9 protein-coding genes are annotated in these 12608 nt (G+C 71.9%); 4 read left to right on the top strand and 5 right to left on the bottom strand.

Annotation, left to right across the window (positions count from 1 at the left end; translation table 11 throughout):
* Nucleotides 1–3: 3 nt before the first annotated feature.
* From ACIBK5_RS35455 to ACIBK5_RS35440, 4 genes are all read right to left on the bottom strand, one after another.
* Entirely contained in the window at nucleotides 4–1290 is a 1287-nt protein-coding gene (locus ACIBK5_RS35455; protein WP_399026204.1) for an aspartate aminotransferase family protein, read from the bottom strand.
* Nucleotides 1287–2129, bottom strand: coding sequence for a nitrilase-related carbon-nitrogen hydrolase (locus ACIBK5_RS35450; protein WP_399026202.1), 843 nt, complete (start codon nucleotides 2127–2129; stop codon nucleotides 1287–1289). Before ACIBK5_RS35450 ends, ACIBK5_RS35455 begins: the two co-directional genes overlap by 4 nt.
* A 169-nt stretch (nucleotides 2130–2298) precedes the next feature.
* Nucleotides 2299–4086, bottom strand: a complete 1788-nt coding sequence (locus tag ACIBK5_RS35445) for a hypothetical protein (RefSeq protein WP_399026200.1) — start codon at nucleotides 4084–4086, stop codon at nucleotides 2299–2301.
* Nucleotides 4087–4216: 130 nt separating this feature from the next.
* Entirely contained in the window at nucleotides 4217–4468 is a 252-nt protein-coding gene (locus ACIBK5_RS35440; protein WP_399026198.1) for a helix-turn-helix domain-containing protein, read from the bottom strand.
* Nucleotides 4469–4501: 33 nt separating this feature from the next.
* On the opposite strand from ACIBK5_RS35440, the gene map reads away from it, so the two are divergent.
* Complete coding sequence (gene map / locus ACIBK5_RS35435) at nucleotides 4502–5269, top strand: type I methionyl aminopeptidase (RefSeq protein WP_399026196.1); 768 nt, start codon at nucleotides 4502–4504, stop codon at nucleotides 5267–5269.
* Nucleotides 5270–5456: 187 nt separating this feature from the next.
* Nucleotides 5457–7982, top strand: coding sequence for an ATP-dependent Clp protease ATP-binding subunit (locus ACIBK5_RS35430; RefSeq protein WP_399026194.1), 2526 nt, complete (start codon nucleotides 5457–5459; stop codon nucleotides 7980–7982).
* A 76-nt stretch (nucleotides 7983–8058) separates the two neighbouring features.
* On the opposite strand, the gene ggt is transcribed toward ACIBK5_RS35430, so the two are convergent.
* Complete coding sequence (gene ggt / locus ACIBK5_RS35425; protein ID WP_399026192.1) at nucleotides 8059–9864, bottom strand: gamma-glutamyltransferase; 1806 nt, start codon at nucleotides 9862–9864, stop codon at nucleotides 8059–8061.
* Between the two features lie 104 nt (nucleotides 9865–9968).
* Here ggt and ACIBK5_RS35420 point away from each other — a divergent pair, with 104 nt between their 5' ends.
* Together ACIBK5_RS35420 and ACIBK5_RS35415 are read left to right on the top strand one after the other, a co-directional pair.
* Nucleotides 9969–10724 (top strand): hypothetical protein, encoded by a 756-nt coding sequence (locus ACIBK5_RS35420; protein ID WP_399026190.1) that lies wholly within the window; start codon nucleotides 9969–9971, stop codon nucleotides 10722–10724.
* Nucleotides 10725–10840: 116 nt separating this feature from the next.
* Entirely contained in the window at nucleotides 10841–12409 is a 1569-nt protein-coding gene (locus tag ACIBK5_RS35415; protein ID WP_399026189.1) for a CocE/NonD family hydrolase, read from the top strand.
* Nucleotides 12410–12608 lie beyond the last annotated feature (199 nt).

Genomic DNA, 12608 nt, shown 5'->3' with positions numbered 1-12608 from the left:
CTGCTACCGGATGCTCCGCAGAGCGTTCTCGAGGATCTCGGCGCCCTCCTCGGCCTCCGCGACGTTGAGGGACAGCGGCGGGGCGACGCGCAGACAGCTGGTGTTGTGGCCACCGCCCTTGCCGAGCAGCAGACCGCCCTCCCGGGCCGCCTCCAGGACGGCCGCGGCGGCCTGCGGATCGGCCTCGTCGGTGCCGGGCCTGGTCACCTCGATGCCGATCATCAGCCCGCGTCCGCGGACCTCGCGAACGGCCGGCACCTGCGCGGCGGCGGACCGCAGCCGCTCGATGAGCAGGCCGCCGACGCGCCGCGAGTTGCCCTGGAGGTCGTGCTCCACCAGGTAGTTGAGGTTGGCGAGGCCCGCCGCCATGGTGATCTGGGTGCCGCCGAACGTGGAGATGCTGTTGGAGTCCAGGCAGTTCATGATCTCGGAGCGGGCGACGACTCCGCCGATGGACATGCCGTTGCCGATGCCCTTGGCGAAGGTCATGATGTCCGGCGGTCCGTTGCGCCCGTGGGCCTGCCAGCCCCAGAAGTGATCGCCGGTGCGGCCCCAGCCGGTCTGCACCTCGTCGGCGATCCACAGGATGCCGCGCTCGTTCAGCACCTCGCGGAAGGCGGCGTACAGCCCGTCCGGCGGCGAGGTGAAGCCGCCGACACCCTGGATGGGCTCGGCGATCAGCGCGGCGGGCGGGCGGGTGTGGCCGAGCAGGTCCTCCAGGTCCTCGAGGCAGGCCGCGATGAACTCGCCGTCGCTCAGGGCCGCGTAGGGGCCGCGGGTGCGCACGCCGCCGTGCACGTAGAGCGTCTGCAGCGGGGACAGCGAGGTCGGGGACCAGCCGCTGTTGCCGGTGATGCCGACCGAACTGAAGGAGCGGCCGTGGTAGCTGTTGCGCATCGCCAGGATCGTGTTGCTGCGCCGGTACGTGGTGGCCAGCAGCAGGGCGGTGTCGTTGGCCTCGGTGCCGGAGGTGGTGAAGAAGACCCGGGCGTCCGGGATGCCGCTCAACTGGGCGATGCGCTCGGCGAGTTCGACCATCGGCCGGTTGAGATACAGGGTCGAGGAGTGGATGATCCGCGCGGACTGCTCGCTCACCGCCTTGGTGATCTCGGGCAGCGCGTGGGCGGTCATCGTGGTGAGGATGCCGCCGAAGAAGTCGAGATACCGGTTGCCCTGGGCGTCCCAGACGTGGCGGCCCTCGCCGTGGGTGATCTCGATGGGCTCCTCGTAGTAGAGGGCGAGCCAGTCGGGGAGCACGGTCCGGTGGCGGCCCAGCAGGTCGTCGGTCACGGCCGCACCAGCCCTTCGTAGGCGTCGGGGCGGCGGTCGCGGTAGAAGGCCCACTGCTGCCGCACCTCCTCGACGAGGCCGAGGTCCAGGTCGCGGACGACGAGTTCCTCCTTGCTGTCACTGGCGACGTCGCCGACGAACTGTCCGCGCGGGTCGACGAAGTACGACGTCCCGTAGAAGTCGTTGTCCCCGTACTCCTCCTGGCCGACGCGGTTGATCGCGGCGACGAAGTACTCGTTGGCGACGGCCGCGGCGGGCTGCTCGAGACGCCACAGGTGGGACGACAGGCCCCGGTGGGTGGCGGAGGGGTTGTAGACCAGCTGGGCGCCCCTCAGGCCGAGCTCGCGCCAGCCCTCCGGGAAGTGGCGGTCGTAGCAGATGTAGACGCCGACCTTGCCGACGGCGGTGTCGAAGACGGGCCAGCCGAGGTTGCCGGGTTTGAAGTAGTACTTCTCCCAGAAGCCCTTGACCTGCGGGATGTGGTGCTTGCGGTACTTGCCGAGGTAGCTGCCGTCGGAGTCGATCACGGCCGCGGTGTTGTAGTAGAAGCCGGACTGCTCGACCTCGAACACCGGCACGACGATCACCATGCCGGTCTCGCGTGCGAGGGCCTGCATGCGCTGGACGGTCGGGCCGTCCGGGACGGGTTCGGCCCAGCGGTAGTGCTCGGGCTCCTGGACCTGACAGAAGTAGGGGCTGTTGAAGACTTCCTGGAAGCCGATGATCTGCGCGCCCCGGCGGGCCGCCTCGCGGGCGTGCTCCTCGTGTTTCGCCACCATGGACTCGGTGTCGCCGGTCCAGGTGGCCTGGACCAGAGCGGCACGTACGACGTTGGCCATGAGCTGCTCCTTCGACGCGACGTCTGCGTCTCTACGCCCGTAGAAACGGGCGTAGAGCCACGAACGTAAGCCTCCGGCTCGGGCTTGCCAAGACCATCGTCCCCAACCCGCGGGGCTGAGCGCGATTCGCACTCCTGTGGGTGAGCCGCCCGGGGCACGGCGGCGCCGGTCAGGCGGCGAACCCGGCGACCCGGAGCGCGTGCACCAGATCCCAGCGGCGCTCGTCCGACACGCCCTGGGCGGCCTGGAGCAGAAGTGGTACGAGGCGCTGCGGATCAGGCTCGGCGCTGCGGGCGGCCTCCTCGGGGGTGCGGGCCCTGACGTACGCGTCGAGCAGCGCGCGCACCTCGCGATGACGGCCCTCGGCGGCCAGCCCGAGGACGGCCGCACCGACCTCGGCCGGGGGCCGGGCGACGCCCTGCCGCAGGATCTGCTGCCCGTCGGCCACGCGCCCGGCCGCGCCCAGTGCGTCGGCCGCGGCGACCAGCCGCCCCGCGGGCAGCGAGGCGGCCTCCCACAGCAGGGTCTGCCAGTCCGCGCCCAGCCCGGCCCGTTCCAGCTCGCCCGCGAGCAGCGGGAAGCGGGCGGGGGCCGAGGAGGTGAGTTCGACCAGCAGCACGTGCGCCTCCCCGCTGCGCCCCTCGGCACGCAGCCGTGCCAGTGTCTCGACGGTCCGCGCGACCTCCGTCCGGTCCGTCGCGCCGCCTGCCTCGCCGTGCGGCTCCACGTGCTGGACCGCGGCTTCCTCGGCGGCCCCGGCGAAACGGGCACCGCGCCGGGTGCGGCCGGTGGCGGGGGCGGGTTCCGGAAGCGTCGGTACGGCGGCGGGCGGCATGACCACGGGCGCGGCCTCCTCCTCGTCCATCCCGGCGAAACGGGCGCTGCCGCGCCGGCGTTTGCGCTGCTTGGGGGCGGGCTGCTGGGAGACGGTGGGCTCCGGGGCGGGGCTTGGCGCCGGGACCGGGGCGGCGAAGGTTCCGGGCCCCGGGGCAGGGCTTGGCGCCGGGACCGGGGCGGCGAAGGTTCCGGGCCCCGGGGCAGGGCTTGGCGCCGGGACCGGGGCGGCGAAGGTTCCGGGCGTGCCGCCCGCGACGGCTTCCCGGGGCGCGGCCCGGCCTGTCTGATGCTCGTGCGCAGGGCGCTCCGGCTCCGGGCCGGCCGACGCATGCCGGATGTCGTGCCGGCCGGCATCATCGACCACGCCGGACGCCGACCGGGCGGGGCGCCACGGCATGGCGGGCGCCCCAGGGTCGTACGGCCCGCCCGGGGCACGCTGAGCCCGGGGAGCCACCCCGGCCGCAGGCCCGTCGCCGTACGCACGAGCGGCCCCGGCCCCTCCCCCGCTGCCGAACGCCCCCGGCGCGTCCACCGGTGCCCCCGCGCTCCTCGCACCCGGGACACCCCCCGGCGCGACACCGCGCCTCTCGAAGAAGGCGGCGTCGCCGCGGTCGTGGCGGTCCAGGCGGGACATCCGGTCGCGCAGCTCCGCGCAGCGGGCCGTCGCACGTTCGTGGTCGTCGCGGGCCCAGGCGAGGTCGAGGCGGAGGGTGTCGGCCTGTTCGCGGGTGGGGGCGGAGGCGAGGAGGCGGGTCAGGTCCGCCTGGCGTTCGGCGGCGTACTTCTGCTCGCGGAGCATGACGTCCAGCCGGTCCCCGAGGGCGTCGCGGCCGCCCGGCCGGGCATCGTACGCCGCGAGCGCGGCGGCATGCAGGGACCGGGCGCGTTCCGTCTCCGGGCCCGTGCCCCCGGGGCCGTACTGCCCGGCGAGGTCCTGGAGGAGCGCCTCCACCACGTCCCAGGGCGGCAGCTCATGCCCGTCGAGGCAGGCCCGCATGCCCTCCGGGTCACGCTGCCAGAACACCGCGCACCAGCCGCCGGACGGGTCCAGCCGTGCCAGCAGGCCGTCCAGGTAGTTCGCGAACTCCCGGACCCTGCCCGGGAGTTGATCCGCCGCCATCGCTCAACTCCCGCCAGACCGGAGCGCTCCGCCCAGTAGGCAACACCAGTCGTGTTACAGGAGTGCTACGGGGAGTTTTCGCGCGCGACGCGGGAGCCTCAGTGCCAGGACATCGGACCGGTGCAGGCGTTCAGACCGGTGCGGGCACGCACCGCTGAGCCACTTCGTCCATGGACAGCCCGAGCACGCCGGCCAGCGCGGCCACGGTGAAGAAGGCGGGCGTGGGGGCCCGCCCGGTCTCGATCTTCCGGAGGGTCTCGGCGGAGATGCCCGCGTTCGCGGCGATCTCCGTCATGCTCCGGCCGCCACGCGCCTCACGCAGCAGCCGGCCCAGCCGTTCGCCGCGTTCGCGCTCTTCGGGGGTGAGAGGGGTGCGCACCATGCCCCCCATTCTAATACCGGTATAGTAATTGGCATGGTGGAACTCAAGACCGACACATCGATCGATGCCATGTACGAGGCGGGCCAGGTCGTCGGCCGCGCCCTGACGGCAGCACGAAAGGCGGCCGACGTGGGCGTCTCCCTGCTGGAACTGGACGAGGTGGCGCACGACGTGCTGCGCGAGGCGGGCGCGATCTCGCCTTTCCTGGGGTACCGGCCCTCCTTCGCCCCGACCCCCTTCCCCGCCGTCCTGTGCGCCTCGGTCAACGACGCGATCGTGCACGGCGTCCCGGGCCCCTACCGCCTGCGCGACGGCGACCTCGTGTCCCTGGACTTCGGCGCCGAACTGGGCGGCTGGGTCGGCGACTCGGCTCTCAGTTTCATCGTCGGCACCCCGCGCAAGGGCGATCCGCGCCTGGTCGAGACCGCCGAGCGGGCGCTCGCCGCGGGCATCGAGGCGGCCGTCGTGGGCAACCGCATCGGCGACATCGCCCACGCGATCGGCACGGTGTGCCGCGGCGCCGGCTACGGCATCCCGGACGGCTTCGGCGGCCACGGCATCGGCCGCCGTATGCACGAGGACCCCGGGGTGCCCAACGAGGGCCGGCCGGGGCGGGGCATGCGCCTGCGGCACGGCATGGTGCTGGCGATCGAGCCCATGGTCATCGGGGGCGGTACGGACGCCTACCATGCGGCACCCGACGGCTGGACCCTGAAGACGAACGACGGCTCCCGCGCGGCCCACGCGGAGCACACGGTGGCGATCACGGATTCCGGACCGAGGATCCTGACGGCACGCTGAACCACACCGGCCGGTCCGAATCCCCCGGAATGTCCCGAAGGTGCCCGCTGCCGACGATCGTGCGAAGGTGTTCTACGAGCGCGCCCCAGGTGTAACCGGCTGCCACCCGGGTTACCCGACCCCGGCACGTCGACCAGCGAGGGCGTCCCCCCGCGCGGGCGCCGGGGACGCCGGGAACGGAAGGCCCATGAGCAGCGGCTTCACCAGCCCGGAGGGCGGCTACGGCTCGGACCCCTTCGGAGAATTCCTCGCACGCTTCTTCGGCGGACCGCGTCCCGGTCCGCGGCAGATCGACCTCGGACGGCTGCTCAGCCAGCCGGCCCGGGAGCTCGTCCGCGGCGCCGCCCAGTACGCCGCCGAGCACGGCAGCCGGGACCTCGACACGGAGCATCTGCTGCGGGCGGCGCTCGCCACCGAGCCCACCCGGACCCTGCTCAGCAAGGCCGGGGCCAATCCCGACTCGCTGGCGTCGGAGATCGACGACCGCTCGGGCCCGGCCCAGCACGGCCCGGAGGACGCGCCGCCGCCGACCACGCTGTCCCTCACGCCGGCCGCCAAACGGGCCCTGCTGGACGCGCACGACATGGCCAGGGCCCGCGGCTACGGCTACATCGGCCCCGAGCACGTGCTCAGCGCCCTGGCCTCGAACCCCGACTCGGCCGCGGGGCACATCCTGAACGCGGCCCGCTTCGCGCCCTCCAGCCCGCCCGAGGCGCCGGAGGTCCCCCAGGCCGAGCGGCCGCGCCCGACGAACACGCCGACCCTGGACAAGTACGGCCGCGACCTCACCGAACTGGCCCGGCAGGGCCGTATCGACCCGGTGATCGGCCGGGACGGAGAGATCGAGCAGACCGTCGAGGTCCTCTCCCGCCGCGGCAAGAACAACCCGGTGCTGATCGGTGACGCGGGCGTCGGCAAGACCGCCGTCGTGGAGGGGCTGGCGCAGCGCATCTCCGAGGGAGACGTGCCCGACATCCTGATCGGGCGCCGCGTGGTCGCCCTGGACCTGACGGCCGTCGTCGCGGGCACCCGCTACCGGGGTGACTTCGAGGAGCGGATGAACAACATCGTCAGCGAGATCCGCGCCCACTCCGAGCAGTTGATCATCTTCATCGACGAGCTGCACACGGTCGTGGGCGCCGGTTCCGGTGGGGGAGACGGCAGTTCGATGGACGCCGGCAACATCCTCAAGCCCGCCCTCGCCCGCGGCGAGCTGCACATCGTGGGCGCCACCACCCTGGAGGAGTACCGCCGGATCGAGAAGGACGCGGCGCTGGCCCGCCGCTTCCAGCCGATCATGGTCCCGGAGCCGACCGCCGCGGACACGATCGAGATCCTGCGCGGCCTGCGGGACCGCTACGAGGCCCACCACCAGGTCCGCTACACCGACGGGGCGCTGGTCGCGGCCGTCGAACTGTCGGACCGCTATCTCACCGACCGCCGCCTGCCGGACAAGGCCATCGACCTCATCGACCAGGCCGGTGCCCGGGTGCGGCTGCGGGCCCGGACCAAGGGCACGGACGTACGGGCCCTGGAGCGGGAGCTGGAGCAGCTGACCCTGGACAAGGACCAGGCGGTCGCGGACGAGCAGTACGAGCAGGCCACCCAGTTGCGCGACCGGATCCTGGACGTGAAGCAGCGGATCGCCCAGGCCGGCGGTGACAGCGAGATCGACGAGGGCCAGGACCTCGTCGTCGAGGCCGAGTCGATCGCCGAGGTGGTGTCACGCCAGACCGGCATCCCGGTCAGCAGCCTCACCCAGGAGGAGAAGGACCGGCTGCTCGGCCTGGAGGAGCATCTGCACCAGCGGGTGGTCGGCCAGGACGAGGCCGTGCGGGTCGTCTCCGACGCGGTGCTGCGCTCCCGGGCCGGCCTGGCCAGCCCGGACCGGCCGATCGGCAGCTTCCTCTTCCTCGGCCCGACCGGGGTCGGCAAGACCGAGCTGGCCCGGGCGCTCGCCGAGGCGCTGTTCGGCAGCGAGGACCGCATGGTCCGCCTCGACATGAGCGAGTACCAGGAGCGGCACACCGTCAGCCGCCTGGTCGGCGCCCCGCCCGGTTACGTCGGCCACGAGGAGGCCGGTCAGCTGACCGAGGTCGTCCGCCGCCACCCGTACTCGCTGCTCCTCCTCGACGAGGTGGAGAAGGCGCACCCGGACGTCTTCAACATCCTGCTCCAGGTCCTCGACGACGGCCGGCTGACCGACTCCCAGGGCCGCACGGTGGACTTCACCAACACCGTCATCACGATGACCAGCAACCTCGGCTCCGAGGCGATCACCCGCCGCGGCGCCACGCTGGGCTTCGCGTCGGGCGGCGACGACGCGGACGAGGAGGCCCGGCGCGAGCAGATCCTGCGCCCGCTGCGCGAGCACTTCCGCCCCGAGTTCCTCAACCGCATCGACGAGATCGTCGTCTTCCGCCAGCTCACCACCGAACAGCTGCGCCGGATCACCAACCTCCTCCTGGACCGCACCCGTTCCCTGGTGCAGGACAAGGGCATCACGGTGACCTTCACCGACCGAGCGGTGGAATGGCTGGCCGACCACGGCTACCAGCCGGAGTACGGCGCCCGCCCACTGCGCCGCACGATCCAGCGCGAGGTGGACAACGAGCTGTCCCGGCTGCTGCTGGACGGCAGGGTGGAGGAGAACGGCCAGGTGACCGTGGACGTGGAGGACGGTCATCTCGCGTTCAGTACGGCGCCCCGATAGGGGCGCGGGGCTGTATCGATGTGCGGCTCCGCCGCGTGGGCGCGACCAGCCCCCACGCACCCACGGACGAAACCCCTCAGCGAACCGGCCGCACCACCATCGCCGATCCCCCACCCCGCCGAACGGTCTCAGCGGCTGCCAGCCACTTCCCACCGGGCAGCCGCTGCACAGCCGTAGCCGCCCCGATCTCCGGATTCACCTTGAACGAATGCCCGATCGCCTCAAGCCGCTTCCTCAACTCGGCGTTGTCGTACAACCCCGGCTCCAGCTCGGTCTGCGCGGCATTCCGCTGACTCGCCCGAGGCGCGGCGATCGCGTCGACCAGCGGCAACCCCCGGTCGACAAACCCGGTGAGCGTCTGCAGAACGGTCGTGATGATCGTCGCCCCGCCCGGCGACCCCAGCGCCACCACGGGCTTGTCGTGCCGGTCGAGCACGATCGTCGGCGAGATCGACGACCGCGGCCGCTTCCCGGGCCCGGGCAGGTTCGGGTCGTGCACGGCGGGGTTCGCCGGCGTGAAGGAGAAGTCCGTCAGCTCGTTGTTGAGGATGAACCCCCGCCCCGGCACGGTGATCCCGCTGCCACCGGTCTGCTCGATGGTGAGCGTATAGGCGACGACGTTGCCCCACTTGTCGGCCACCGTCAGATGCGTGGTGCTGTCACCCTCGTACGTCGTCGGAGCGGCCTTGCCGCCCGAGCCGCAGCGCGCGGGGTTGCGCGGATCGCCCGGCGCCACCGGACTCGTGAGCACCGCGTCGTCCTTGATCAGGCACTCGCGCGAGTCGGCGAACCTCTGCGACAACAGCTCCTTCGTCGGCACGTCCTCGAAGGCGGGGTCGCCCACCCACCGCCCCCGGTCCGCGAACGCGATCCGGCTGGCCTCGATGAAGCGGTGCAGGTACTTCGCCTTGCTCGCCTTCGACAGGTCGGTCCGCTCCAGGATGTTGAGCGCCTCGCCGACCGTCGTGCCGCCGGAGGACGACGGCGCCATGGAGTAGACGCCGAGGCCCCGGTACGAGGTCTTGGTGGGTGCCTGGAGCTTGGTGCGGTAGGCGGCCAGGTCCTTGACGGACAGGTCGCCGGGGCGGGCGTTCCAGCCGGAGGCCGGGTCGACCGGCGGTTTGTCGACCGTGTCGACGATCTCCCGGCCGAGGCCACCGCGGTAGAGCGTGCCGACGCCCTTGCTCCCCAGCTCCGCGTAGGTGCGGGCGAGGTCGGGGTTCTTGAAGGTGGAGCCGACGACCGGGAGTTGCCCGCCCGGCAGGAACAGCTCGGCGGTGTCCGGGAAGTAGCGGAAGCGGGTCTCGTTGGACGCCGTCTGCGAGCGGAAGGTCTCGTCGACCGTGAAACCGTCGCGCGCCAGCCGCTCGGCCGGCTTCAGGAGACTGGCGAGCCGCTTGCTGCCCCACTGGTCCAGTGCCGTCTGCCAGGTGGCGGGCGTACCGGGCGTGCCGACGCTGAGGCCACTGCTGACGGCTTCGGCGAACGGGATGGGCTTGCCGTTCTCGGTGAACAGGTTCTTGTCGGCGGACAGCGGGGCGGTCTCGCGGCCGTCGATGGTGCGCACCTTGCGGGACTTGGCGTCGTAGTAGACGAAGTAGCCGCCCCCGCCGATGCCGGCGGAGTAGGGCTCGGTGACGCCGAGCGCGGCGGCCGTGGCGACGGCCGCGTCGACGGCGTTGCCGCCCTTGCGCAGGACCTCGATCCCGGCGGCCGAGGCGTCCGGGTCGACGCTGGAGACGGCGCCGCCGTAGCCGACGGCCAGGGGGGTTTTCTCACCGCCGGTGGTCTGCGCGGCGGGTGGCGCCGTCGCCCCCACCGACATCACCACGGCGGCCGAAACCGCCAGGACCGTCAGATTCCGTGCGACAGGGCGACGCATCCGCACCTCCAGTCAAAGGCCGTCCGCGCAGCTTAATTGATGGCCACCGCCGCGTCAGGCACGCGTCGAACACCGGTGCGTCGGGCCCGCTACCATGCGCGCCCATGAACGACGACGTGCGCAACATAGTCCTGGGTGTGGTCGCGGCGGGCATCAGCGCCGCGCTGGGCTGGCTCGCCCGTACGCTTCTGTGGAAGCGGAAACTCCGGCGCAAGCAGGCCTTCTTCGGGCTGCCCGAGAACTCCGAGTCGCTGCTGGTCGTCAACCGCGATCCGGCCGCCACCGAGCCGGCGGTGCACCGCTTCGACGTGTACGCGCTCCTGGAACTCTCCGCGCTGATCAAGAGCTGCGGGGCGCACCTCCACGTGGTCACCCAGGACTCGGCCCATCAGGGCTTCGGTGAGCGTACCGAGTTCTGCGTCGGCGGCCCGGGGTCCAACCGGCGCATGATGGCGCACATGGCGGCCATGCTGCCCGGCGTGCGCGTCAACATCGACGCCGAACCGGGGCCGGACCGGGGCGCCTTCCAGATCGGCGAAGAGCGCTACCGCCTGGATCCGGGCATCACGGAGTACGTCCTGCTGGCCCGGCTCACCGCCGGCGACCGCCGCGACGCACGTCCCGTGTTCCTCTTCTGCGGCCAGCGGGCCATCACCAACCAGGCCGCCACCCGCTACCTGGCCCGCAACCACGAGCGGCTGGCCCGCAAGCACGGCGATTCCTTCGTGCTGCTGCTGAAGGTCATCAACTCGCAGGCATACGGCCCGGACGTCGTCGAACTGGTGGAGGACGTGACACGAGCGGCACAGACCCCGCTGCCCGCGCCTGCCACTCCACGCAACAGCCACCGGGCCTCCTGAAGTCCTCCACCTCTCAACAATCGTTACTGGCACGTAACTTACCGACGGGTTACCACTGGTAAGGGGGCGAGGTTACCGTCTGGTCACTTTGCACTTACACGAGTGAGGAGTGACCCGTGGGACACGCCCGCAAGGCCCTGCGCACCACCGCCGTCGGAGCGGTCTCGGCGACCCTGGTCGCCGGTACGGCCCTCGGACTCGCCCCCACCGCACAGGCGGCGCCGAACCCCGTACGCTTCGTCGACATCACCGGTGACGGCGGCACCGTCCTCAAGGCCAACGTCGTCACCCCGGCCGGGGCCGACGGCACGCACCGCTACCCGCTGCTCGTCATGCCCACGAGCTGGGGCCTCCCCCAGATCGAGTATCTGGCCCAGGCGCAGAAACTCGCGGACTCCGGGTACGTCGTGGTCACGTACAACGTGCGCGGCTTCTGGCAGTCGGGCGGCGAGATAGAAGTAGCGGGCCCACCCGACATCGCCGACGCGTCGAAGGTCATCGACTGGGCGATCGCGAACACCCCCTCGGACGCCGGGCACATCGGCATGGCGGGTGTCTCCTACGGCGCCGGCATCAGCCTGCTCACCGCCGCGCGGGACAAGCGCGTCAAGGCGGTCGCCTCGCTGAGCGGCTGGGCGGACCTGATCGGCTCCATCTACGCCGGGCGCACCCAGCACCTCCAGGCGGCCGCCCTGCTGGACGGCGCGAGCATCGTCACGGGCCGACAGAGCGCCGAACTCCGGCAGACGTTCGACGACTTCTACGGCTCCAACCTGGCGAAGGAGCCGGAGCTCATCGCCTGGGGGAAGAAACGTTCCGCTGCTACCTATGTCGACCAGATCAACAAGAACGGCGCGGCGATCATGCTCGCCAACGCCTGGGGCGACTCGATCTTCCCGCCCAACCAGTACGCCGACTTCTACGAGAAGCTGACCGGCCCGAAGCGGCTGGAGATGCGGCCCGGGGACCACGCCACGGCGGAGATGACCGGCCTGTTCGGGCTGCCCAACGACGTGTGGAAGGACACCACGCGCTGGTTCGACCACTACCTCAGGGGCGAGGACAACGGCATCGACCGCGAGCAGCCGGTCCAGCTCAAGCCCCGTTCCTCGGGCGGCTACGAGGGCTATCCGGACTGGAAGTCGGTCGCCGCGACCGAACGGAAGATCGCCCTCGGGGGCACGACCACCATCCGCGCGAACGTGAACTCGGGGGCGGACGGCGGAGTCGTCTTCCTGTCCAGCATCCTCGACCAGGTGGCCCAGCTGCCCCCGATGGCCTCGATCCCGCTGCTCCCCCGCCGCTGGGCCGCCGTCTGGCAGTCGGAGAAGTACGCGGCGGCCCAACAGGTGCGTGGGACGGCCAAGTTGCACACGACGCTCACCCCGACCAAGGAGAGCGGCACCCTCGTCGCCTATCTCTACGACGTGGGGCCGCTCGGCCTCGGCAAGCTGGTCTCCAACGCGCCGTACACCTTCCACGGGCGCACCCCCGGAAAGCCGTTCGGCGTCGACCTGGAGCTGTACTCCACTGCCTACGACGTCCCGGCCGGGCATCGCCTCGCCCTGGTCGTCGACACGGTCGACCCGCTCTACATCGAGCACAACCCGTCCGGCGCGCAGCTGACCTTCTCCTCGCCTGCGAACGACCCGTCGTACGTGTCGGTCCCGCTGCGCGAGCAGTGATCTCCGGCTGCCGCCGGACGGGCCTGGCCGATGTGAACCGCCGCCCCCGTGGCCGGAAGGGCCGTGGGGGCCGCACCCGGCGGGAACGCCCCGCGGACCGGGCCGGCGGTCTGTTCACCCCCGGCGGGATCGGCGGGCTTCGGCGAAGTCCCCCTCTCCGACAGGGATGAAGGGCACATCGTAGTCGAGGTCCGATCCG

This window comes from Streptomyces sp. NPDC050546 (genome assembly GCF_044457425.1).
Classification (GTDB): Bacteria; Actinomycetota; Actinomycetes; order Streptomycetales; family Streptomycetaceae; genus Streptomyces.
The sequence above is the reverse complement of the archived record's forward strand: the minus strand, read 5'-3'. Positions and strand labels throughout refer to the sequence as shown.

Bases quoted from the DNA above. Each gene is read 5' to 3' on its own strand.
- map (WP_399026196.1), top strand. From the start codon at position 4,502: ATGGTGGAACTCAAGACCGACACATCGATCGATGCCATGTACGAGGCG.
- ACIBK5_RS35445 (WP_399026200.1), bottom strand. From the start codon at position 4,086: ATGGCGGCGGATCAACTCCCGGGCAGGGTCCGGGAGTTCGCGAACTAC.
- ACIBK5_RS35420 (WP_399026190.1), top strand. From the start codon at position 9,969: ATGAACGACGACGTGCGCAACATAGTCCTGGGTGTGGTCGCGGCGGGC.
- ACIBK5_RS35430 (WP_399026194.1), top strand. From the start codon at position 5,457: ATGAGCAGCGGCTTCACCAGCCCGGAGGGCGGCTACGGCTCGGACCCC.
- ACIBK5_RS35450 (WP_399026202.1), bottom strand. From the start codon at position 2,129: ATGGCCAACGTCGTACGTGCCGCTCTGGTCCAGGCCACCTGGACCGGC.
- ggt (WP_399026192.1), bottom strand. From the start codon at position 9,864: ATGCGTCGCCCTGTCGCACGGAATCTGACGGTCCTGGCGGTTTCGGCC.
- ACIBK5_RS35440 (WP_399026198.1), bottom strand. From the start codon at position 4,468: ATGGTGCGCACCCCTCTCACCCCCGAAGAGCGCGAACGCGGCGAACGG.